Below are 23,299 nucleotides of genomic sequence, written 5' to 3'. Positions count from 1 at the left end.
AACAGGTGCCACAGGCTCTCTTCTATCGATGAACGGGCTCCGCTTCCGGTGTGGCATGATAGCGGCGTCCTCGCCACTCAACGCCCTTGCCCGTCAGAATGCGTAGTCCCGATTGTCCCAGAATTCCCATAAAGATCAGCCCTGCCAGCGGGTGCGTCAGGGTGTAGCGTTCGGGAATGCCCGTGTTTTGATTGAGCCAGCTTCGATAGAGCCCCAGAGGCAACAACTCACAGAGGCTGACCGCCAGAGCCGTCTTGCGCCAGCGTCGCGAGAGGAGCAGCAGCGGCAACAGGAACGGCATCACCGTGACCATAAAGAGCCCCACAATCTGAACAAAGAAGAACGGGACGCCGCCCCGATTGCCCAGATAGGAGTTCTTCAGCCAGCCGCGCCAGATCTCCCGGAAGCTCCGATACATGCGCACACTGACAAGCTGCCGGCCATCTAGAAAACGAATGCGGTAGCCATTCTCTTTTACGGTGCGGGCCAGCATCAGATCATCAACCAGTGTGTTGCAGAGTTCGGGCCGGGCAAAGCCGCCAAGCGTCTCATAGACCTTGCGCCGAATCAGGATAAATGGTCCTGCTGCCAGCGCGATAGGGCTGCCTGGATTGTTGACCTTGCGTGGCGGGTACAGCATACTGATCCCCATATAGGCGAGGGGCATCAGCGTTTTCTCCCAGAACGTCGGGAGTTCCTGTGCCACACCAAGCGTGTAGAGGTCGATGCGTTCCTTGAGCGCCTGGTTCACTGCGGTTCGCAGCGCGTATGACTGATGATAGGTATCGGCGTCGGTAAAGAGCAGCCATTCGCCGCGAGCCTCCTGGGCGCCGCTGTGCATGGCGTGCGGCTTGCCTGTCCATCCGGCAGGCAGATCACGCAATTGCAGGACATAGAGCCGGTCGGCTGCTGCCGGATGGTTTCGCCCGATATCCTCAAGAATTTTGCCTGTAGCGTCGGTCGAGCCGTCATTCACCACGATGACCTCAAAATGCTCATAATCCTGCTCAAGCAGCGATTCGACGCAGCGACGGATATTGAGCTCTTCGTTGCGAGCTGGCACGATAATCGAGACAAAGGGCTGTTGTGCGGGCTGCTTGCCTGCGGGCAACGGGTAGACATGGTCATTTTTGCCCGGCAGGGTGCGCCACCAGTTATAGAGATAGAATCCCGCGACTCCCAGTGCATGTGACCATAAGAGAAAGCGCGGAAGCCGCCCACGCGATTGGTGCTGTTTCTTCATACAAACATCCATCAAGAGTTTTTGATGTTATCCATTGTTGGCTTGAGATGACAGAGCAAAAGGGCCCTTGTTTCTTTTTTGGAGGGAAAGAGACAGGGACAGGTTTCATGAATGCACTTGAGCAGGTACATATGCTCTCCTGTTCAAGATTATAGCGCATGAAGAGGGAGCTGAAACCAGAAGGTAGCCCCTTTGCCGGGGGTGCTCTCAACCCCAACCTGTCCACCATGCCCTTCAATAATCACACGAGTGACATACAATCCCAGACCCAGACCATGCGAGAAACCGGGGGGTGCCTGGATGTATTCCGAGCAATAAAAGCGCTCCCAGATCCGTTCCTGCTCGAAGCCCGGTAGCCCGGGCCCCTCGTCATGCACCTGTACGTGTACCTGATCCGTTTCAACGCGGTGTAACGAAAGCGTGATTGGCTGATCGGCAGGAGCAAAGCGCAGCGCGTTCGAGAGCAGGTTCAGGACGACCAGCGAAATGCGCGCCTCATCAATGAACAGGGGCAATTGATCGCACTCGGGTTCAAGGGACAGCAGGAAATGATGATCAGGGTGGAGCCTGCTCTGTTCCTCAAGGAGAGAGCGCAGCAGCTCGGTCAGATCACATTCGGTGAAATCGTACGTCAGCTGGCCGGTCTGGATGCGGATTGTCTCAACCAGATTGTCCAGCGTGAGCGTCAACGCGCTGATGTGTGCAAGGGAGCGAGTGCATCGCTGCTGCAACAAACGGAGCGTGCGCGTACTGGGTGGCGCTTGCAGACTTTCCTGAAGCACCTGCGTGTTCAGTGACAACGAGGTCAGCAGGGAGCGCAGGCGATGGCTGATCATCGTCAGTGTATCTTCGTCGGGGGTCTGCGTCTCATCAGTGTGGGCAGGCTGGATCTTCTGCGCAAGTTGCTGACGTTCCGCCTCGCTCTGGGCCAGCGCGATACCACCAAGCAAGAGCAGCAGCGTTGTGCTTTCAGCAAGTTGATAGAACGCTTCTGGACGAAACAGGCAGGTGAAACAGAGAAAGAGCGTTATTTCTCCGGTGACGATGGCAAGCAGCGCGGGCCCTGTTCCCCAGAGAAAGAGCGTGCCCCCGGGGGGAAGCAGAAAAAGGAGTAGAGAGAGAAGAGAGAAGTCGGGAAAGAAAAGCGAAAGCAGGCAATAAGAGCCCGCTGTCACTCCCAGAGCAATGCAGCAGGCACTTTGTGGACGTTGAAACACGGCAGGGAGCCAGGGAGGGCTTGCGGTGTGGGTGCGCAGCCAGACAACAAGCGCCCTGAAGAGGGAAAGAAGGGTGACTGATAGTTGACCGAATGAAGCTCTTTTTCCGCTCGGGTATTCCATTCCTGATCTCCAGACATATCTTTCTCCTGGCAGAACGGGCCGGAGCAAGCACAAATATCAGATAGGAGTGCCACTGAGGACATTCCAACGTTCTTTTGAGTCACGTTTCCGTAGCGCGCTCATGTATCACAGTCTATCATTTTTTCTGCTTTTCAGGGAAAGCACGAAAAAGCAGCTAGAAGAGCGCTGCTTCTCTCAGTAATACGGATGTTCCAGGGCTCAGGTTCAGTCCGTCTGGAAGTGGTGCGCTGGAAGAGGAGATTAAGAGGCGTTGCGTTTGGCAGCCGAGTGATATTTCTCGGCGATGGCGCGGGCGGTGAGCGAGACTGCCGCACGGACCTCTTCGGGGGCCAACACGGTTGCATCAGTACCGAACGAGAGGACATACGAAACCGCTGACTCGATTGAGGATGCCTGCACCTGCACCACAATGCTTCCGTTGGGTTGGGTGGTGAGGATGGTATAGCGACCTTCAAGGCGTTGCCTGGCCTCGGGCGTGATCTCAAGGCGCATGGTCAGCGGCTGTTGAAACCCTTCAATCAGGGCGCGTTCACTTTTCCAGTAGGTTTGCAGGTCAAAATCGGGGTGTGGATCGGCTCGTAGTTCGAGAACTTTCAAATTTTCGATATTGCCAACGCGAAAGGTCTGGTACTTCTTGCAGGTGTGGCAGTATGCGACGAGATACCAGACGCCCGTGCGAATATGGCGCAGCGAAACCCCTTTAAATACCAGCCCGATGGGATCGACGCGCCGCCACTTGACGCCCGCACCATCCACGCAGGAGATGCAGGGATAGCGAATCTCGATCTGTACGGTTCCAAGCAGGGCCGAGCGTATGCTTTCCAGATAGGTTGTTTTATTTGGGCCACTACACCATGCGCTGGTATCAAAGAGAATGCGTTCCCGGGCGGCGCGAACGTCGGAACGATATTCCTCCGGGAGCGTTGCTTCCAGCTTGATGAGCGCTCGATGGAGCCCGTCATCTCCGGCGAAGAGGCTATAATTGCCTGCGATGTCGGTGCTGAGGATCAGGGAGACGGCTTCCTCTCGGGTGAAAATCGTCGAGTCAAACTGATAATCCTCGGGCAGATAGTATCCGCCGCCCGGGCCATAATCCATAGAAATGGGGACATGTGCCAGCGAGAGGGTATTGATGTCTCGATAAATAGTTCGGGTAGAAGTACCTAAAATATTTGCGAGGCGTTGAGCCGTCATTTTTCCGCGTGCCTGAAGCAAGAGTGTAATGGCAACAAGGCGCTCTATCTTTTGCATAGCCTATATTATGCGTCAAGGCCGGGATAAAAACAAGGTAGAGCTTTCTCAATATTTCGTGTTCCACCCCGTTTTATCTCGAAATGAGAGCGCTGCAAGGAATCTTCCGGGTATCTTTTTCAGCGTGCTGATTTTTCAGGTATTTTTTCGATGGAGCTGAATGGATTGAGTAGGAAAATGCTACTAGAAAGCTTTTCTTTTTCGCAAGGAGACCGTAAGCTTAGTGTGCGTGCTATTTCTTCAAAAGAAGGATCTGTGACTCTATGCGGTGCGAGCTGACCGCGTGGGATGATGATGAGTAACAGGGTATATCTACTCTATCATCGATGATGTCTATGCAAGGAGAAAATGAATGCAGCAGTTTTATGAGGAAGGCTATCAGGAACAGGCGGCAGAAGTGGTAGAACCCACCGCTACCCAACAATCTGTACAGCAGCCTGTCATGCAACCATCGTTTCGCTGGCCTCGCAATCGTTTCCTCATCGCTCTTGGTTCCCTCCTCGTGCTTCTGGTCCTCAGTGTGTTTATCTCTGTCTATTTTCTTTCTTTTGTAGGTGCTGCTGCCTCTTCCTATACTCTGACGCCTGTCCTCTCTCCTCTGTTGTATCTGGTCGTGTTTGGGGCCGTGATCGGCGTGTTTGGCTGGCTCGGTTTCTATGCTGAGCGTCGGCAGGATGCCGAATATCAATCGGCGATCCAGATGCGCGATGGCAAGGTGATTGAGCCCCCTCGCTCTGAGCCTTCTTTTCTTCAGCGCCTGGCGATCCTCATTCTGATGTTTCTGATGACGTTGCTAACAGTCATGAACGGCGCTCTCTTTATGAGTGAGCTGGTGTTGGCTCAGCGGATGATTACAGTGGGATCGGCTATACTTGTGATCGCGTGTCTGGTTGAGTTGTTTTTGGGCGCAATATGGGTTACGTACCAGTTCTTGCGACGCCGCTCCTCTTGAGTGAGATGCGTGCCTTTCTGTACTGGCGTGACGGGCGTACAGGCCCGAAAGGGCTATTTTTTGTTCTGGTATCCTGTCCAATAGTACAGAATTGATCGCCGCGTAAAAAATCTTGCGAATGACTGACAACATTCTGTCACCCTTTTCTCGCTACACTTTATCGGGGAAGATGAATGGTTGTAGAGTAAAGGTTTTCTACCGGCGCGTCAAGAAAGGATTTAGCACGCAATGCCTTCAAGAGAAGCCCGAAAGTCGTTATCCTGGTATCTTAGTGCATTTCGATTCAACATTCGTATTCTTTTTCGTATTGTAGGTCTTTTGCGCCCTTACTGGTTGTGGGCGGTGGCGGCTGTACTCTGTTTGCTGCTGGCTACGGGCGCTTCATTGGCGGTCCCAAAGTTGCTGGAATGGGTGATTGACGTAGGTCTGAGAACTGGCAACATGAGTGATCTCTTGCTGGCCGCCGGAGCAATTCTGGTGGTCAGTATTTTGCGTGGTGTCTTCTCCTATGGGCAGGGGTACTACTCGCAGGGTCTCTCAAACCTGGTCGGGTATGATCTACGCGATAAGCTGTACAATCACCTGCAACTCCTGGACTTTGCCTTTCATGACGACTCAGAAACCGGTCAGTTGATGTCAAACATGACGGTTGACATCGAAGGCGTACGCAACTTTATTCCATTTGGTCTGTTGCGGGCCATCCTGGCGCTTGTCTACTTTGTTGCGATTACCGTGATTCTCTTTCTTCTGGACTGGCGGCTAGCGCTGGTCATGATGGCTTTTATTCCATTCATGATCTTCTTCACAAGCCGCGTTGGTGTCCACATCAGGCCGGTCTGGCTCGCGGTTCAGAGGGAAAATGGTATCCTGAGTACAGTGATGCAGGAGAGTCTGAGCGGTGTTCGTGTCGTCAAATCGTTTGCGCGCGAAGAGTTTGAAATTGATAAATTCGATAAGCAGAATCAACTGCTGCGCAATTATAGCCTGAAGGCCATGCGCTTTATGGCCTGGAACCAGCCGCTGTTGCTCTTTGCGCTGAACGTCATTACTGTCATTGTGGTCTGGGTTGGTGGTATTGCCGTTATTGATCACAAGCTCACGATTGGTGTGCTGGCTGCGGTTGTGCAGTACGCCCTGTTAATGGCAACCCCAATTCGTACCTTCGGCTTTATGATTAACTGGCTCATGCGTGGTCTGGCCTGTGGTGAGCGTATCTTTAATATTCTGGATACGAAGCCGAAAATTCAAGATGCTCCCAATGCTGTTGAACTCAAAGAGGTAAGAGGCGACATCAAATTTGAGCATGTTTCGTTCTCTTATCAAAAAGGACCTGAGGTTCTGCACGATATCAATGTTGATGCAAAGGCCGGTCAGATGGTTGCGTTGCTTGGTCTCACCGGGAGTGGTAAGAGCACGCTGCTGCATCTGTTACCGCGCTTCTACGACGTCTCCGAGGGTCGAATCACTGTTGATGGTCATGATGTGCGCGATGTGACGCTGTCATCCCTGCGTCGCAATATCGGGCTGGTGCTTCAGGATGTCTTCCTGTTTAACGCGACCATTCACGATAATATCGCCTTCGGTGTGGATGACGCGACCCGTGAGCAGGTCATTGAGGCGGCCAAAATTGCCCGTATCCATGACTTTATTATGACTCTGCCCGATGGTTACGAAACCTGGGTTGGTGAGCGTGGTGTGACGCTTTCTGGCGGTCAGAAGCAGCGTATCGCCATTGCCCGTACGCTGATGCTGAACCCGCGCATTCTGGTGCTTGACGACTCAACGTCCAGCGTGGATATGGAGACCGAGTACCTGATTCAGCAGGCGCTCGATGCAGTGATGAAGGGACGCACTACGTTTGTTGTCGCCTCGCGCTTGCGCACGATCAAACATGCCGATCAGATTCTTGTGCTGGAAAATGGGCACATTGTGGAGCGCGGCACCCACGATTCGCTGATTGCGCTGAAGGGGCGCTACGCCCGCCTGTATGATCTTCAGTTGCGCGATCAGGAAGAGTTTGAAGAGCGTATGGTCCAGCATGATGGGACCCAGTTTACCAGAGCTGCCCGGGAGGAGCATGAGTTTCCCGAGCGTGAGCAGATCAGGCAGAGGGAGGTGACACGGTGAGCACCCGCGCAGTCAAACGATCCGAGTTATATGAAAAGCTGGCAGCCCGCCACACCTGGAAAGAAAACAGTCTGGCAAGTTCAGACGAAGATATCAATTCAAAGTTTCAATGGAAATCACTGGGTGTTTTTATCCCGTTTGTTGCCGAGTACAAGTTTCAGGCGATCGCCAGCGTCATATTGATGCTCATTTATACCGGCCTCAATATCGCGAACCCGTTTCTGATCGGTCTGCTGATTGACGACTACATTCAGAAGCGTGACCTTGCGGGTCTGGGCTGGATGAGCGGCCTGCTGCTGGTTCTCAATGTGGCGATGTGGCAGGCGCAGTACTGGCAGATCTGGAGTATGTCGTGGGCCGGACAGCAGGCACTGTATAAGATCAGCTCGCACATGTATCGGCATCTACAGCGGCTCTCTCTGAGCTTTTACGATCATACCCAGATCGGGCGTGTGATGTCGCGTCTCCAGAGCGATATTGATGTGCTTGAATCCATTCTGAGCTCTGGCTTGCTCTCAATGCTTGCTTCGCTGGTTGCGTTGATCGGTATCATCGGAACCATGCTAGCGATGAACGTCAATCTGGCCTTGCTCTGCTTTACCGTGATTCCGGTTATGTTTGTGATTGCCTTCTTCTGGGCTCGCTACTCTCAGCGCTCGTTCCGCCTGACACGCTCGGCAATCTCGCTGGTGAACGCGACGCTTCAGGAGAACATTTCTGGTATCCGCGTGATTCAAAGTCTGGTGCGTGAGGGGCGCAATAGCGAGGAGTTCGACGAGCTCAACCGCTATAACCTCGACACGAACCAGCATGCAACCGCTATCTCGTCGCTGATCTTGCCGCTGGTTGAGGTCGTAGCTGCGGTGGCGACTGTGCTGGTCGTGGTCTTCGGTGGCATTCAGGCGGCGCAGGGCTCGCTGGCGATTGGTACGCTGGTTGCGTTCACGCTCTACATTAACCGCTTCTTTGATCCGATTCGTGATCTGAGCATGCAGTACAACCAGTTGCAGCGTGCTGGTGTTGCTGCCGAGCGCATTTACCATATCCTGAGCGTACCCGTTGAGATCAAGGATAAGGAAGATGCCTATGAGTTGCCTCAGGTTCGAGGCGATGTGAAGTTTGAGAATGTCGTCTTCCACTATAGCGAGGAGCATCCTGTGCTGCGCGGCCTGACGCTGGAGGTGAAAGCCGGTCAGACGGCGGCCATTGTAGGGCCGACCGGAGCCGGTAAAAGCACTATCATCAGCCTGCTGACGCGCTTCTATGACATCAAGGGTGGGAGCATCCTGATTGATGGACATGACATACGCGATGTCACGCAGGAGTCGCTGCGTAAACAGGTCGGCGTCGTGCCTCAGGAGCCCTTCCTGTTCACCGGCACGATTCGCGAGAATATTCGCTATGGCCGCCTGGAGGCGACCGATGAAGAGGTTGAGGCTGCTGCAAAGGTTGTCGGAGCGCACGAGCTGATTCTGCACATGGAGAACGGCTACGAGACGATGATCCGCGAGCGTGGGCGTAACCTCAGTATGGGACAGCGGCAGTTGATCTCGTTCGCCCGTGCTTTGCTGGCTGATCCACGTATCCTGATTCTCGACGAGGCCACAGCAAATATCGATACATTCACAGAAATGATCGTGCAGGAAGGGCTGCGTAAGCTGTTGCACGGGCGTACCGCCTTTGTGATCGCGCACCGACTGTCAACGATCAAGAACGCTGATCTGATCGTGGTCTTGCAAAAGGGCCAGATTGTCGAGCAGGGCACACATGATGAACTGCTGGATCGCAATGGAGCGTATGCGTCACTGTATGCGATGGGCTTCCGCCATACCGGTTCATCCGAAGAAGAGCCGGCAGCCGTCTAAATGCTCTTTTTCAAAGGGGTCGGGTGCAAGTTCGCTTGCATCCGGCCTTTTTTTGTCCTATCCTGATGAGAAAACGAGGGGAGGTTCCCGCATGACGCTCCGTTCGCCTGTGATCCCGCCAAAGGCTCGCCTGCATCCCTGGTCTGCCGCGCAGTTGACGGCTCAGGAGAGGTATGAACAGATGCTGATCGAGGGGATGCGCTTTGATGGCCAGGACGCCCGCCTGCTTCATTTTGAGCAGACACTGTGCCGGGATACTGGCTTGAGAGGTGTTGTGAGTGAGGGTATTCAACTGGTTGATTGCAGACTGGTTGATTGTGATCTGGCGAATGCTCGCTGGAGCAACGGCGGTCTGCATCGTGTCATGTTCCAGAAGTGCCGTATGACCGGTTTTATCGGTACAGAGAGCCTCTTTGAGGAGGTGCTGTTTCACGATTGCATGCTTGATCTGGCGCTGTTTCGCTATGCTGTCTTGCGTCATGTGCGCTTCAAAGACTGTTTATTGCAGGAGGCCGACTTACAGGGCGCGAAGCTCACCGATGTTCGGTTTGAGGGATGCTCGCTTGCGCAGGTGCAGTTGTCACAGAGCCGTTTGCGCGACGTCAATATCGCGGGCTGTGCGATTGACGGGCTACACATCGGGATGAGCGAGGTCGCGGGATTGACGGTTGATCCGGCACAGGCGCTTGCACTGGTTCAGCTTTTCGGGGTGAAAATAGAGTGGCCTGCCTAATGCACGGCCACTCTACAAACGGTGGTGGTGGAATTACCGGTACCGACTGGCATCGGCACAGGGGGTCTCTGTGGAAATGTATATCTTCGACCAGTTATCGGGCGGAATCAGATCGAGCGCGTTGCGTTTGAAGCCAATCAAACAGGGCTTATGGACCGCGACCGACTTTGCCTGCTGGATCGGAATCCAGGCGGCTTCATCCACAAGCTGCTGTTCTGCCTGATTATACATCTGCATGCGTTTCGCGTTGTCATGCTCGTAGTCTGCTTTCTTCATCAATTCCTGATTTTGACGCTGTGCAGGTGTTTGCCCATAATTCCAGTAGTTATTGTTGGAACCGGCACCAAATTGCAGGGTCAGCCAATCCTGTGGATCGGGGTAGTCGGCTGACCATCCGCCCTGCCACATCATCATTCCTTTTGAGCTATTGATAGTGCTGTTCAGATTGCTCAGGAAGCGGTTCCAGTCGATGTTGTCAATCAGCACTTTGACCCCAAGCACGTTCTGCCACATCTGTTGTTCCGCTTCGACTGCCTGCTTGCCTGTACTGGTGCTATAGGTGGTTGTATATTTGATTTGCGGGAAGGTTGAGCGGGTGTAGCCTGCCTCTTTCATGCCCTCCTCGAAAAGTTGCTTTGCCTTCTTCTGATCGCCGCGTAGCGTGTTCACGCCCGCAGGCCCGGTGAGCTTCTCGTTATAGCCGGGCTGGCCTCTGGGGACAATATGGTTTGTCGGGATGCCGGTGCCCTTCTGGATGTTGTTGACAATCTGTTCTTTGTCGAGGGCCAGCGCGAACGCCTGCCGAATCTTGATATTGTCAAAAGGTTTGGTCAGGTAGTTCATGGTGATGTAGTAGCCGGCAAGCTGCGGGTACTCCTCGAACTGCTTCTTGGGCAGATCCTGTGCCTGAGAGATCTTCTGTGGGGGCACATTGACGAAATCCACCTGATTACTCTGATAGGCGTTGTAGGCGGTGTCGTTGTTCTGATAGAAGGCGTGGACGATTTTCTTGAGTTGTGGCTTCTGCCCATAATAATAGGGGTTTGGCTCATAGATCGCTGTCTGCCCGCGTGTGTATTTGGACATGCTGAAGGGGCCGCTGCTGCCACCTTCGCCCACATGTTCGGTCCAGGAGTTCCCGTATTTATCGATCAACTTTTTGTTTACCACGGCAGACGTCGGGTAGGTCAGGGATTGCAGAAAGTATTGTGCTCTGGTGCCTGCAATGATCTTAACGGTCTGGGGGTCGGGAGCAAAGAGGCTGTGATTGATCAGGCTATTGAGTTTGCCTGCATTGAACTTGTCTGCGTCTTTAATCAAGCCCATATAGACCGTGGCAATAGACGACTTTGTTTTCGGATCGAGCGCCCGATTGATGCTATAGACCACATCTTCGGCGGTGAGCGGTGAGCCATCGCTGAATTTCAGGTTGGGTTTGAGCTTGAATGTATAGGTGGTGCCATCGGAAGCGACATCATAGCTCCGGGCAAGCTGTGGCTTGACGTTCAGGTCGTCGTCAAACGCTAATAGACCGGTATAGAGCAACTGAATGGCCTGGTTGGAGATAGTATCATTGCCAAGCGCCGGATCGAGCGTTTTATAGTCATTGACGCCCGCAATGGGCATCACAAATACTTGCTTATCGTCGCTCGCTTTTTTCGTCGAGACCGACTGCTGTGTTGTGCCTCCGCAGGCTCCCAGAAGAAAAACCATGAGCAGGAGCGTAATTGGTGCAGCTTTTCTCAATGAAAACGTCTGTGGCTTCATATCAGACTGCTCCTTATGTGCAATGCAGTGAATTTAAAATGCGCCCTCTATAACTATTGTAAAGGTCCCGGTATATATTGAATATGGCTGATAAAGAGGATAGACAGGCGCTGCACATATGAGGCAGGCAGAAAAAAATCTCCTCCCCCGCGAAGAGCGAAGAGAGGAGATTCACCATCGGGCCGAAAAAGAGAGCTCGGAATTGAGAGGAGACTACAAACGATAGCCCTCTTCTCCGTGCACGGCCACATCCAATCCGGCTTCTTCATCCTCGGGCGAGACGCGCAAGCCGAGCGGAGAAAGAAGCTTTAGCAGAATGAATGTGACGACAAACGCGTATACCATCGTGACAGCCACAGAGAGAAGCTGTATGCCGAGCTGTGTTGGATTGCCGAAGAGCAGTCCGTTATTGCCCGCGCTGTTGATGACTTTCTCGGCGAAAATGCCGGTCAGCAGCGCTCCGACAACGCCTCCCATACCATGTGCCGCGCAGACATCCAGCGTGTCATCAATCTTTGTTTTCTTGCTGCGCAGGAGCAACATCACATAGGTGACGACGCCCGCGATAATGCCAATCGCGATACTTGCCATAGGGCCAACAAAGCCGCTTGCGGGCGTAATCGCGACCAGGCCACAGACCGCACCGGTTGCCGTTGCCATCGCGCTTGGTTTGCGATGCTCAACCCAGCTCAGCAGCATCCAGGTCAAAGCGGAAGCCGCCGCTGCCGTATTCGTGACGACAAATGCATTCACAGCCAGCGCTCCGGCTGCCAGGGCGCTGCCAGCGTTAAAGCCAAACCAGCCAAACCAGAGGAGCGCGGTGCCGAGCAGCACAAAGGGCACGTTGTTCGAGGCGAGTGGTTGGCCCTGCTTGAAATCGCGGCGCTTCCCGATGACCAGCGCTGCCGCCAGACCGGCGAATCCGGCGCTAATATGAACGACGGTGCCGCCCGCGAAATCGAGCGCTCCCAGGTTGCGCAGCCAGCCGCCAACGCCCCAGACCCAGTGTGCGATAGGATCATAGACAAGCGTGCTCCACAGGATGACAAACAGAACCAGTGTACGGAAACGAATGCGTTCTGCGAAGGAGCCAATAATCAGGGTCGGGGTAATAATTGCGAAGGTTGCCTGAAACGCCATGAACGCCAGATGCGGAATGGTGCCTGCATAATCGGGGTTAGGTGCGTAGCCCACGCCTGCCAGACCAAAGAAATTCAGGCTACCGATGATACCGCCGACATCCTTGCCAAATACAAGACTATAGCCGAAAAGAACCCATTGAATGCTGACGATGCCGAGAATAAGCAGTGATTGCTTGATCACGCTGACGACGTTTTTGCTTGTGACCATGCCGCCATAGAAGAAGCCAACGGCGGGCGTCATCAGCATCACCAGCGCGGTCGCAATCATGACCCACGCCGTATCACCCGTGTTGATCGCGGAGCCAGGAGTGCCTGCTGATGCTCCTGCGAACAGTTTGGACAAAATGCCCACTGCAACCCCTACCGCCAGCGTCAGGATGACTGCCAGGCCAAACGAGCGGTAGACAGATTGTGATTGTGCCAGAGAGGTGGCCGGTTTTCTCGGTGTTTCAACTACTGCCATGTGTTACCCTCTTTGCTTCAACTTCTGAATACGCCTTTTGTTCCAGTTGACAAAACGGCAAAAGTTTTCCCTGTGCAGCGCCATTGCCAGACAGGGAAAGCCTTTTGTTCAGGAGGACTGCTGATCCGCACACCAGCGGGCGAGAGGCATCGTCGCCGAGATGTGTACCGATTGTATTGGTACACTTTGTGTACTCTGCACAAAACCACTGTATGAGTCTATTGTACTGAGCAGAGTAGGGGAAGGCATTGCAAAAAATGTATGAATTATTTGCTGGGTTTTCTGTGCAAAATGCACAATTGGCAGTGGGTACGGGGAAAGAGTGTAAAGACAGGAAGCAACAGGAGGAAAGAACCTGCATGCCTTAAGGGGAGGGAGCCTCTGCGGCGCAGAGGCACGCTTCTCCTCCCCGGCGCATGCCTTGAGGGGAGGAGATTAGTCGAGGAAATCCTTTAGCTGCAAGCAGCTCTTTGAATGGCGCAGCTTCCTCAGTGCGCGTGCCTCAATCTGGCGTGCGCGCTCGCGTGACAGATGCAACTCCTGTCCGATCTCTGCCAGCGTGCGGCTTCGACCATCAAGCAGACCGAATCGCTGCTGAATGACATAGCGCTCGCGGTCAGAGAGAATCGATAGCGCCGTATCGATCTGTTCGCGCAGTTGACGATGCGTTGTCACCTCGGTTGGAGATGGGGCAACGGAATCCTCCACAAAGTCACCAAGCTCGTTATCGCCTTCCTCACCAATTGGTGTTTCAAGGCTGATTGGCTGCTGGTTGGCCTTAATCAGATCCTGTACATGCTCGACGCTGGTGCCCATGCGAGAGGCGATCTCTTCAGCCGTCGGTTCGCGCCCGAGCTCCTGGAAGAGACGAGAGCTGACACGCATGGTGCGATTGATCGTCTCAACAAGGTGTACCGGGAGGCGAATCGTGCGACCCTGGTTGGCAATGGCGCGGCTGATAGCCTGCCGAATCCACCATGTTGCATAGGTGCTGAACTTAAAGCCCTTTGTGTAATCAAACTTCTCCGCTGCCAGCATCAGGCCGCTGTTGCCTTCCTGAATCAGGTCAAGCAGTGTCAGGCCGCGCCCCTTGTACTTTTTGGCGATGCTGACGACAAGACGCAGGTTGGCCTCGATCAGGCGGCGCTGTGCCTCTTCAGCCTGTGCCATGATATGGCGATCGGGTGCGGTCTTCAGCAGCTCGGCGCTCTCGCGCTCAAGGCGACCACGCTCCATCATCTGAGCAAGACGAATCTCTTCCTCTGCGGTCAGCAGCGGAGTGCGGCCCATCTCGCGCAGATACCAGCTCAGAGAATCATCAACGCCGGCTTCGACGCTGGCTGCAATCGCATCGGCATCCAGATGCGGGTTCAGCAGTTCATCATCGTCAATAAAGTCATCATCCTGCTCCTCATCCTCATCAAGCAGGACGTCGGCATCAAGGTCAAGCTGATCGTCATCGAGGTCGGTTGCCGTATCCTCGGTTGTTGTTGTTTCGAGAAGATCTATATCTGATGTAAGCATTGAACGCTTCTTCTGCTCTTTTGGCTTCTCAATGAAAGAAATTGCCATAAAAGTTCTCCTTAATTAGACAGCAAGAAAGACAATCATTCCTAAATACATAATCGAGGAAGGGTGGGTAAATAAATAGAGTATGACAATGGTACCATCAAAAGGCAACGATCATCTTTCTGTAAAGATGCTTCGTGTTTCTATTGTAGCCATACGGCCAGAACGTTAACCTGCTAACCAGACACAACACCTGCAAACTCTATATCCGTTCTTCCGGCTTACAAACCTTCCAGACAGGAGTAAGGAAGGACTAGAAAACGTATGGGTGAATGGTCGGCTGTCAGAGGAATGGACGCTGTTCTTCAGTAGCTCAAAAACAGGTTGTATTTTCGAGCCCCTTCGCTCCATCCATTATAACACATACGGCTAATTATATATTCCTGTAGAGAGAATAGGAAAAATTGGTTACCTTGCATCCCTGAGATCCCGAAAAACCTTCCAAAAGAGAGAAACGTTTTACTGCGCAAGGAGTCACATATGCAAGGACCTTTTTTTCTCTCGCTTCAGCAACAGGCTGAGGCTGAGGGCAAGATCTGTGTTGTTGGTGCCCTGATTCTTGATCGGCAGGGACGCATTTTTGCACAGCGTCGTAGCATGTCTCGACGGCTCTTCCCGGGCTGCTGGGACATGGTGGGAGGCCATGTCGAAACAGGGGAAACGCTCCTCGACGCGCTTCGACGCGAAATCCAGGAAGAAACTGGTTGGACCCTGGCCTCGGTTGTCTCCCTGATCGCTATTTCCGATTGGAACGTTGATGGTTGGCACCGCGAGTTCGATTTTTATGTTGAGGTAGAAGGTGATCTGACACACCCTGAACTGGAATGGAACAAACATACCGAATATCGCTGGCTGTCGGCTTCTGAGCTGGCTATCCTGGAAGAGAATCGCCGGCCCGCGTATCCCGGGTGGCAAGACATCGCTCGCAAAGCCATTGACGCCTGGGAAAGCCGCAGAAAAGAACAGGCGTAATATGGCTTATTCCGCTTGTTCAATGGGTCAACTGGTAGGCGCACTCCAGTACCTGTTGCACAAATGCGCCTATTGCGGGCTCCGTTGAAGCTCGAGGTCCGGCAACATTCAAGCGCTGAATGTTGTAGGTCTGCAAGAAGGCAAGCAGGCGCGTGGCTGGATTCTGTTGTCTCTCTGTTTGATACAGATGCAGATATGGCCTCCGGTACTTTCTGGCTAGCCGGAGCGTCAGCAGCGTGCCCCCGGTCAGATGCGGAGAGAGCGAAAACAGGACAGTGCCATCTGAATCGCGCACGTTCCACTCGGTGCGTTGTGCATAGGAGGATGTCGGGGTTTCCTGAAGCTCATAGCGTGCATCCAGAGGGCCATCTTCGGCCAGACGACCGGCAGGACACCAGCCCCCATACGGAATATGGTGCGCCATTGCCCAGTCAAGTGCGGCCCGATCGGCGCCTGTTTGCCCTCCGGAAACAATATATGTTACTGTCCAGAATACCACAACAACGCTCCTTTTCTCTCTCTAGATATATTGTATCGCTCAACAGGAAGAAAAGGCAAGGGTGCGAAACGTGCAGAAGGGCCACTCACCGAGAGCGGCCCTTCTGTTTCGACGAATGAGGTATCGTTTAGTGCCGGCGCGCAAATCCGCCAGACACGGCACGCAGAATCGCGATCAGGACACATGCACCGATAAAGGCGATGATGATCGTACCAACGATGCCGCCCGCGCTAATGCCAAGCAGGCTGGCAAGGAAACCGCCTATAACCGCGCCGATAAGTCCAACGACGATATCACCGATAATCCCGTATCCGCCACCACGCATTACGAAGCTTGCCAGTGCACCAGCGATCAGACCAACAAGCAGCCACCAGAGAACATCTGTTAACGTAACTGCGGCTAAAACGGTTGCGAATGTCATCATAACGTATATACCTCCTTATATCACGATCGGATGAACAAAGGAACTGAACTCCGATTCGTGTTATGTCCATATGTTCGTCTTTGCAAAGAACGAGCGCCTTCAACCTCTTTTCGTTGCTTTCGTTCGTTCTCGCAATGTGCTTACTGCTATTTGTACGATGTGGTGAGAAAGACCGTTTCACAAAAATCGCCTTTTTTTGGGGGGAATCGCAGTCCTCAGTATCTCTTAACCTGATCTTAAGCTTTTTTAACGTTGCGCAGGAGTACTTGAAGCGGCTCGTGAGGCGGAGGGATCAGTCTTCTTGCTCTTGCTCGATGGTTTCTTGCGCTTCCTGTAACCAGTTCAAATAGGTTTTTTCTAACGCGATAGCAAAGCGCGTAATCAGGCGAAAATAGATGTCTGGCTCGGCGGGTGCGGCGTATGGATCGGGGCGACCACTGGGCTGGTGGGGCTGGTTTGCCGGTGGAATCAGGCTGGCGTTCTGGCGGTGGGCAAGCAGGCGCTGTTCATGGAAGCGAATACCCTCGCGTATGTTGGCGAGCAAGGCTTCAGGTGAGCCAAAAGAGCCAAAAAGCAGCTTGAGCAGCAGTTCATCGCGCAACTGAAAGAAGGTCGGGGGCTGCGTTTGCCAGTGTGCAAGCGCTTCTCGACCGGCTTCAGTCATCGAGTAGATCTTGCGGTCGGGTCTGCTTTCCTGCTCTTCGCGCTGCATCTCGACCCAACCGAGTTCTTGCATGCGCTTGAGCTCCTTGTAAATCTGGCTCTGGGTCGCTCCCCACATTGGCGAGAGAATATGGTCAAACATGCGTTTGAGGTCATAGCCAGTCATGGGCCCACAGAAGGCCAGCAGACCAAGCACACCATAGGTTATCGGGTACGCTTCCGGGCGCTCCATCTCTTTCATCTCCCCTGTTCTGATTGTAGCTTATGCTATCACGCCGCCTGTTTTCTTGACAAGAGCCTCTGCTTTGTTGTATATGAAGTTATATATCTTGAAGTCATATGACATGAAAACAGAGGAGTGAAAACCAATGCGTTTTGTTCGTGGTGTGTTTCTTGCAGCGGGAATGTATGGCTTGTTGTTGTGTGGCTCGCTCATGTTCGCCGAAGGTCTGATCGGTACGATGACGCCGCCCGCGCTCACTCATCCAGAGTATTTCTATGGATTTTTGAGTATCACGGCGATGTTTCAAATCCTGTTTTTGCTCATCGCGAAAGATCCGCTGCGTTATCGGTCTCTCATGCCGCTTGCGATGACCGAGAAGTGGGCTTATATGCTTGTTCTGGCGCTGCTTTTTGCCCTCCAACGTCTCCCGGCCTCGGTGTTGATTTTCGGGCTGATTGATGCCTTGCTTGGCGTTCTGTTTCTGGTTGCTTTTTTGAAACTGCCTGCCCGAACTCTTTCTGAACAGCCTGTTTTGTGAGAAGATAGTGAGGAGGGGGTAGCGTCGCCCCGGAGAACCATCTATGAGCCGTGGGGAAGCCTGCTCGCTTCTCCCGGCTGACAGGCGCGTGAACCGCCGTAGCCAGATCTTCCCGGGAAACATGGGTGATAATGGTCGCTCATCCTTCAGGGAAGAGGCAGAATTCCTATGCTTTGAGTGGGGAGGTGTTATTTTTTATGCAGACTCTGCGTACTTGTGCTATTTATGGGCGAACAAAACTGCTCCATTGCTGCATGCTGTTGCTGCTCTTGAGCTTGCTGGCTGCCTGTGGTGGGTTTCCTGGCGAGGGCGCTGCGGTGGGACAAACCCCCGAACAGGGGGGCGACAATCCTGGCTCCTCGCCTGATTATGTGACGCAGCAGGTAGGTCCGCTAACCTCTATTTTGATGATCGATGCCACGCAGGGCTGGGCGTTGACGAAAGATGCCATTCTAAAGACGACGGATGGTGGTATACACTGGATAAATGTCTCGCCTGCTGGCACGAAGGCCGGAGACTACTCGATCGCGAAAGGCACATTTAAAAGCGTGTTGCAGGGTTGGGTCGCAAGCGTCAGAGAGGATCAGGTGCGAGTTGAGCGGACCGACGATGGTGGTAAGAGCTGGAAAGGCGTGACGCTGGCGGCGAGCGCTCCCAAAACGGTTGACGCGCCTGCGTTTCTGGATAATCAAACTGGCTGGCTGACTGTGATGGGAGCTCCCGAGAAGGGGAATCAGCCGGTTGAGCTGTTCGCGACCACTGACGGGGGCATGCATTGGAAGAAGATTGCTCGCTCCGGGGAAAAGAACAGTCTTCCCAAAGAAGGACTGAAAACAGGCATTACCTTCAAAGATGAGATGACCGGCTTTCTGACGCTTTCGGCTTCCTCTGGAAGCTCGAAAGATCCGGGCCTCCTGGTGACACGTGATGGAGGCGCGACCTGGAAGAAAATGCCTTCTCCGTCGCTTCCATCAGCTCTCAAGAAGGTATCATCGCTCGGGATGATGCCGCCTGTGTTCTTCGGTGAGCTTGGGTTTCTTCCGGTACGGGTTGCGACCGATGATGGCAAGTATCATACGCTCTTCTACCGGACAAGTGATGGCGGCGGCCAGTGGATTGCGACCAGTCCGCTTCAGATTACTGCTGGTGCGGTTTTTGTGCTTGATCCCTATCATCTGTGGGTTGTCGATAGTCAGACGAATCAGTGGTACAGCACTGTTGATGGAGGCGCGAACTGGAATCAGGGGCCGACCGCGCCTGCAACGATCCGCGAGATCAGCTTTATTGATGCCCGGCACGGCTGGTCGCTTACTGATACCGAACTGTTGCATACGGAAGATGGAGGTGTGACCTGGAAACCGCTTCAGTATACGATGATGCGCTGATCTTCCGGAAAGAAAAAGCGGCTCTTGCCCTGTGCGGAGCCGCTTTTTGCTGCCTGATGATTTACTACTCAACCGTCAGACGTTCGTATAGAGTTTGTCTTGGTATTAAGATAGAGTGATCGTGTTTTCGAGCATAGGAAAGGGAGATACTGATGAGCGGGCAGAATGCCATGTTTCCCCAGGAAAACATCTCGCGGCAACAGAATACTGATCCTCGTGAGCAGCGGGGCACTGCATACGATGCCTGTAGTGAAGGGGTGCGTCTGGAGCCGGGAGCCGAGCAGTTTCACGAAACCTTGTCGATGGGGGAAAAGGTCAATCCGCCTCAAACCTCGTTCTGGCGGTGGGTGATTATTGCTGTTGTTTGTATTATGGTTGCATCTTTTCTCTGGAATATTCTAAGTGCCATTTTCGGCTCTCTTCTGGCTCTTCTGGGCATTGCTGCCGCTTTTATCGGAGTCAGTCAGCTTTTCGTGCGAGCGATCCCTGATGAGCCGCGCCGTTTTGCGGTACAGGAGCGGGCTCGTCTGGTGTTGCGGAACCCGGTTGGTAGCACGCGGATTCGCCGGGGGAACGTCTCTGAGGTTGAGATCAAGGCGGTACGCTATGTGAATGGCTGGCTCGGAAAAGATCAGGAGGGTGCCATTGAGTATACCCAGGAAGGGGATACCATCAGGGTGACTGTCCAGAGTCGGTATCGCTGGTCGCCTCTGGGAGGCTTGCGCAATGCCAACTTTGAAATTGTCGTGCCAGATAGCAGCGATCTCCAGATAGAAAGCAATGTTGGCCCGATCACGATTGAGGAGGTCAACGGAATTTTCCAGTTGAAGACGAACACCGGCCCGATCAATGTGCGCCGGGCAACGCTGGGAAGCGGTTCCTCCCTTGTCACGAATGTGGGGCCGGTTGAGGTCAGGCAGGCCAATTTGACGGGGAACGTGAACGTGCGCAGTGATGTGGGGCCGGTGAACTTTCATGGTGTGCTGGAACCGCATGGCTCGTATCGTTTTGCCTCATCTGCTGGCCCTGTGGCGGTGGCGGTGGCGGGCAATCCGGCCTTGCAGATCAAGGCGAAGACGGATGCAGGCCCGATCAATAATCAGTTCGGAGCGACAGAGGTTGGTCCCGCTCCTCGTGCGCTGCTAGAGGTGCAAACGAATCTCGGGCCGATCGATATTCGGAAGGGCTAAGCAGAGACATCCGTCACCGGTGGCCGGGTGGCGGATGTTTTTTCTGTTGTTCTTCAGGAAGGCTTTGAGCGCAGGCTTTCGAGCAGCTCTATATAGTGCGCTCGATCCAGCGGCAGGGTCACTTCGTGCTGCCTCCGGCCTGAATAGATGATAGCGTTGGCAAGTTCCAGCGACATGCGCCCCTGAATCCCCGCATTGAGCAGATCCTGCTGTCTGATTGCCTGTTGAAACGCTCGATAGACTGCCGTATGGTCTCCCTGGCCGGTGGGAAGATCGAGGTGAAGCGGCTGCGCAGCAGGAGCACCGAACGGATCCTGACAGGTCGCAATATAGCTGTCTACATCCTGTTCCAGTGTCTCTACCATGAGCTGACCCCGGCTCAATTCAAGCCGTCCCCGCGTCCCGACCAGCTTGAGCCGTTCTGCGACATCGGCTTCAGCGGTGCTGAGGTGCAGAAAGCCAAGCGTTCCTTCAGACCATTCAAGGAGCGCCTGAGCAGTATCTTCGACCTCAATCGCATGCTTGCGGGTGCGGGTCCAGGCGGTGAGGCGCTCGGGCAGGCCAAGCAGGTAACAGAGCAGATCGAGATGGTGAATCCCTTGATTCATCAGGACACCGCCGCCCTCGCCTGCCCAGGTGCCACGCCAGGGCGCCTGCTGATAGTAGCTTGCGGGGCGCGGCCATGAGGCAGTAAGCTCGACGCGTGTGATGGAGCCGAGCCGCCTTTCTTGAAGCAGTCGTGCGATTGCCTGGATCTCTGGGCGGTAACGATGCTGAAATACAACCCAGAGTAAACGTTTACTTTCGGCGGCAGCGGCGATCATTGCGTCTGCCTCGCTAATATGGACTGCCATCGGTTTTTCGACCAGTACGTGACAACCTGCCCGCAAACAGGCGATGCTGATTTCAGCATGGAGCGGATGGGGGGTCAGCACGACCGCGACATCAGGCTGAACCTCGGTTAGCATGGTGCGGTAGTCGGTATAGAGTGGACAGTGGAGTTCGGCGGCGCGAGCGTGTCCACGCTGCTCGTCTGGCTCAGCAATTGCAACAATCTGGATCTCCGGGTGTTGCAGGCCCGGGCGGTGAGCGGAAAAGACCTGAGCGCCAGCGCCGATAATGACATACCGTTGCACAAATTCCTCCTGCTTTACAGTTCGATCTCTGCCTGCTGACAGAGCGTACGAAGGGCTGCCAGCGATTCGCGGGTTGCGAGTTCCGGGCCGCCTGTCGGGTGCTGATAATGCGTTTCCAGCGAGAGGACGCCTGTATAGCCGTCTGCTGCCAGGGCGCGAAGCTGGTCTTCATAGGCAATCGTGTCGCTTCCCATCTTGACGAAGTGCTGCTCGTGGTCAACATCCTTGAGATGGACGTGTACAACGCGCTCGCGCACGCATTGATAGCCGTGCGGGTAGGGTTGAGAGCCGAGTTTTGCTTCATTGCCGGGATCCCAGATCACGCCGAAGGCTCGTGAGGGGATGCGCTGAAGCAAGGGCGCTGTCTCCGCGCCGGTGCCGAGGTTGCATTCGTGCTCGTTCTCCAGCGCCAGTGTGACGCCGGCTTCCTCTGCTCGTCTGGTTGCCTCCACCAGCAGGGAAGCGAGTTTTTCCTGGACGCTTGCTGGATTGGGAAGCCGCCAGAAAGAGAACGTGCGTACCAGCGGAGCTTGAAACAGGCGGGCAAGCTCAAGTGAGCGCTCAAAGATCGCCCATTGCGTCTCCTCACTATCAAACTCGGAGCGTGACCCGTTCAGCCAGAAGTGGCACTTGAGGAACGGGGAGGCGATGCAACATACCTGCATTCCGGCTTGATCCAGAGCGGCCTTGATGCGTTTGAGGCTGTTTCCATCGTGGAAGACAATGTTATGGCCGTCGATGCTGCGAAGTTCTACCGTATTCACCTCAAGTTCACGGCAGACCTGAAGGGCGTGTGTGAGATCCTGCGCAATCTCGTCGGTGATGATTGCAAGACGCATAAGCAAGTATATCCCTTCTTCATGCGGATAGAAAACATTTACTGCCTGTGTACAGTGTAAAAGCCTGCGGCGCGCTCTGTCAAGCAAGCGGCGAAGAAGGGAACGAGCGACAGGAGAGAAACAAGCCCTCTTGCCGCTCTCTACCACCATTCTGATAGCAACTATTTCGATATCAATTGTTCGCGATGGAGGTGCGCGTAGAAGGTATACTTGTGACCGCTATAGATCGAGGCCGCGTACTCGATTGGCTGCTTGCGCTCGGTATATGTTGTACGACGAATGTAGAGGACGGGACTACCGACCGCAATGCGCAACAGGCGGGCCTCTTCTGAGCCTACCAGCCCGGCTTCAAGCTCCTGATCGGCTTCAAGGGGTGGGTATCCGTATTTCGTTTCAAGCAGGTAATAGAGAGAATAGTTGTTCAGGTCATCTTCAAGCAGCTTTTCGCAGCCAATAAAGGACACGAACGAGGTTTCCAGCGCCAGTGGGTCATCATCGGCCATGCGGAGTCGATGGAGGCGGAAAACCTTATCTCCGGGTCGAATATGCAGATGTGCGGCCACCGTCTCATCTGCGGGCCAGAGACGAGCTGAGAGGACCTTTGTGCCAGGTTTATAGCCGCGTGCTCGCATATCCTCATTAAAGCCTGTCAGCTTTGTCAGTTGCTGCGTGATGCGGTTGCGGCTCACAAACGTGCCACGCCCCTGTTCGCGATAGAACAGGCCTTCATTGACCAGCTCTGTGATTGCCTGGCGGGCGGTCATGCGGCTGATGCCATACTGTTCACTTAATTCGCGCTCAGAAGGAATCAGGTCGCCCGGCTTCCATTCGCCCGAGAGAATCTTTTCCCGCATGATCTCTTTAAGCTGGTAATACCTGGGAAGCGGACTGTTTCTAAAAATGGTGTTCATAGTATCTGGTATCCATCCCATCTGGTGGTGCAGCTAAAGCTGACTG

At 54.0% G+C, this 23,299-nt stretch carries 20 protein-coding genes; 8 read left to right on the top strand and 12 right to left on the bottom strand.

Features of this window, described 5'->3' with window-relative positions; genetic code table 11:
• Nucleotides 1–22: 22 nt before the first annotated feature.
• The 3 genes from EI42_RS17335 to EI42_RS17325 all read right to left on the bottom strand — a co-directional run bounded on the left by EI42_RS17335 (nucleotide 23) and on the right by EI42_RS17325 (nucleotide 3,855).
• On the bottom strand, nucleotides 23–1,243 hold the full coding sequence (locus EI42_RS17335) for a glycosyltransferase (protein WP_170142711.1): 1,221 nt from the start codon (nucleotides 1,241–1,243) through the stop codon (nucleotides 23–25).
• 149 nt (nucleotides 1,244–1,392) lie between these two features.
• A complete protein-coding gene (locus tag EI42_RS17330; RefSeq protein WP_111323885.1) occupies nucleotides 1,393–2,583 on the bottom strand; it encodes a sensor histidine kinase in 1,191 nt (396 codons plus the stop codon).
• Between the two features lie 261 nt (nucleotides 2,584–2,844).
• Nucleotides 2,845–3,855: a helix-turn-helix transcriptional regulator gene (locus tag EI42_RS17325; protein WP_111323884.1), complete on the bottom strand. Its 1,011-nt coding sequence runs from the start codon at nucleotides 3,853–3,855 to the stop codon at nucleotides 2,845–2,847.
• Nucleotides 3,856–4,207: 352 nt separating this feature from the next.
• Between EI42_RS17325 and EI42_RS17320 the strand changes: the two genes are divergently transcribed.
• The 4 genes from EI42_RS17320 (at nucleotide 4,208) to EI42_RS17305 (ending at nucleotide 9,532) form a co-directional block, all read left to right on the top strand.
• The gene (locus tag EI42_RS17320) at nucleotides 4,208–4,807 is read left to right on the top strand and encodes a hypothetical protein (protein WP_111323883.1); all 600 of its coding nucleotides are present in this window, start codon (nucleotides 4,208–4,210) and stop codon (nucleotides 4,805–4,807) included.
• 228 nt (nucleotides 4,808–5,035) lie between these two features.
• Complete coding sequence (locus EI42_RS17315; RefSeq protein ID WP_111323882.1) at nucleotides 5,036–6,934, top strand: ABC transporter ATP-binding protein; 1,899 nt, start codon at nucleotides 5,036–5,038, stop codon at nucleotides 6,932–6,934.
• A complete protein-coding gene (locus EI42_RS17310; RefSeq protein WP_111323881.1) occupies nucleotides 6,931–8,799 on the top strand; it encodes an ABC transporter ATP-binding protein in 1,869 nt (622 codons plus the stop codon). The genes EI42_RS17315 and EI42_RS17310 overlap by 4 nt, the downstream gene beginning before the upstream one ends.
• Before the next feature lie 91 nt (nucleotides 8,800–8,890).
• Complete coding sequence (locus EI42_RS17305; protein ID WP_170142710.1) at nucleotides 8,891–9,532, top strand: pentapeptide repeat-containing protein; 642 nt, start codon at nucleotides 8,891–8,893, stop codon at nucleotides 9,530–9,532.
• 33 nt (nucleotides 9,533–9,565) lie between these two features.
• Here the strand turns inward: EI42_RS17305 and EI42_RS17300 are convergent, their stop codons facing one another.
• From EI42_RS17300 to EI42_RS17290, 3 genes are all read right to left on the bottom strand, one after another.
• Entirely contained in the window at nucleotides 9,566–11,299 is a 1,734-nt protein-coding gene (locus EI42_RS17300; protein ID WP_111323879.1) for a peptide ABC transporter substrate-binding protein, read from the bottom strand.
• A 213-nt stretch (nucleotides 11,300–11,512) separates the two neighbouring features.
• Nucleotides 11,513–12,736, bottom strand: a complete 1,224-nt coding sequence (locus EI42_RS17295; RefSeq protein ID WP_371859990.1) for an ammonium transporter — start codon at nucleotides 12,734–12,736, stop codon at nucleotides 11,513–11,515.
• 603 nt (nucleotides 12,737–13,339) lie between these two features.
• Complete coding sequence (locus EI42_RS17290; RefSeq protein WP_111323878.1) at nucleotides 13,340–14,476, bottom strand: sigma-70 family RNA polymerase sigma factor; 1,137 nt, start codon at nucleotides 14,474–14,476, stop codon at nucleotides 13,340–13,342.
• A 477-nt stretch (nucleotides 14,477–14,953) separates the two neighbouring features.
• Here EI42_RS17290 and EI42_RS17285 point away from each other — a divergent pair, with 477 nt between their 5' ends.
• Complete coding sequence (locus EI42_RS17285; RefSeq protein ID WP_111323877.1) at nucleotides 14,954–15,445, top strand: NUDIX hydrolase; 492 nt, start codon at nucleotides 14,954–14,956, stop codon at nucleotides 15,443–15,445.
• Between the two features lie 19 nt (nucleotides 15,446–15,464).
• On the opposite strand, the gene EI42_RS17280 is transcribed toward EI42_RS17285, so the two are convergent.
• The 3 genes from EI42_RS17280 to EI42_RS17270 all read right to left on the bottom strand — a co-directional run bounded on the left by EI42_RS17280 (nucleotide 15,465) and on the right by EI42_RS17270 (nucleotide 17,272).
• The gene (locus tag EI42_RS17280) at nucleotides 15,465–15,944 is read right to left on the bottom strand and encodes a putative molybdenum carrier protein (RefSeq protein ID WP_211326227.1); all 480 of its coding nucleotides are present in this window, start codon (nucleotides 15,942–15,944) and stop codon (nucleotides 15,465–15,467) included.
• 127 nt (nucleotides 15,945–16,071) lie between these two features.
• Nucleotides 16,072–16,368, bottom strand: a complete 297-nt coding sequence (locus EI42_RS17275; RefSeq protein ID WP_111323876.1) for a GlsB/YeaQ/YmgE family stress response membrane protein — start codon at nucleotides 16,366–16,368, stop codon at nucleotides 16,072–16,074.
• A 292-nt stretch (nucleotides 16,369–16,660) separates the two neighbouring features.
• A complete protein-coding gene (locus EI42_RS17270) occupies nucleotides 16,661–17,272 on the bottom strand; it encodes a PadR family transcriptional regulator (RefSeq protein WP_111323875.1) in 612 nt (203 codons plus the stop codon).
• 127 nt (nucleotides 17,273–17,399) lie between these two features.
• Here EI42_RS17270 and EI42_RS17265 point away from each other — a divergent pair, with 127 nt between their 5' ends.
• The 3 genes from EI42_RS17265 to EI42_RS17255 all read left to right on the top strand — a co-directional run bounded on the left by EI42_RS17265 (nucleotide 17,400) and on the right by EI42_RS17255 (nucleotide 20,367).
• Nucleotides 17,400–17,792: a hypothetical protein gene (locus tag EI42_RS17265; protein ID WP_111323874.1), complete on the top strand. Its 393-nt coding sequence runs from the start codon at nucleotides 17,400–17,402 to the stop codon at nucleotides 17,790–17,792.
• A 197-nt stretch (nucleotides 17,793–17,989) separates the two neighbouring features.
• Complete coding sequence (locus EI42_RS17260; protein WP_111323873.1) at nucleotides 17,990–19,177, top strand: WD40/YVTN/BNR-like repeat-containing protein; 1,188 nt, start codon at nucleotides 17,990–17,992, stop codon at nucleotides 19,175–19,177.
• A gap of 152 nt (nucleotides 19,178–19,329) precedes the next feature.
• On the top strand, nucleotides 19,330–20,367 hold the full coding sequence (locus tag EI42_RS17255; RefSeq protein WP_111323872.1) for a DUF4097 family beta strand repeat-containing protein: 1,038 nt from the start codon (nucleotides 19,330–19,332) through the stop codon (nucleotides 20,365–20,367).
• 53 nt (nucleotides 20,368–20,420) lie between these two features.
• Here EI42_RS17255 and EI42_RS17250 read toward each other — a convergent pair whose 3' ends face one another.
• The 3 genes from EI42_RS17250 to EI42_RS17240 form a co-directional block, all read right to left on the bottom strand.
• Complete coding sequence (locus EI42_RS17250; protein ID WP_111323871.1) at nucleotides 20,421–21,503, bottom strand: Gfo/Idh/MocA family protein; 1,083 nt, start codon at nucleotides 21,501–21,503, stop codon at nucleotides 20,421–20,423.
• Between the two features lie 14 nt (nucleotides 21,504–21,517).
• A complete protein-coding gene (locus EI42_RS17245; protein ID WP_170142709.1) occupies nucleotides 21,518–22,342 on the bottom strand; it encodes a sugar phosphate isomerase/epimerase family protein in 825 nt (274 codons plus the stop codon).
• 161 nt (nucleotides 22,343–22,503) lie between these two features.
• Nucleotides 22,504–23,253, bottom strand: coding sequence for a GntR family transcriptional regulator (locus EI42_RS17240; RefSeq protein WP_111323869.1), 750 nt, complete (start codon nucleotides 23,251–23,253; stop codon nucleotides 22,504–22,506).
• Nucleotides 23,254–23,299: the final 46 nt, after the last annotated feature.

This window comes from Thermosporothrix hazakensis, assembly GCF_003253565.1.
GTDB lineage: Bacteria > Chloroflexota > Ktedonobacteria > Ktedonobacterales > Ktedonobacteraceae > Thermosporothrix > Thermosporothrix hazakensis.
This window is presented reverse-complemented; position numbering and strand designations above follow the sequence as displayed.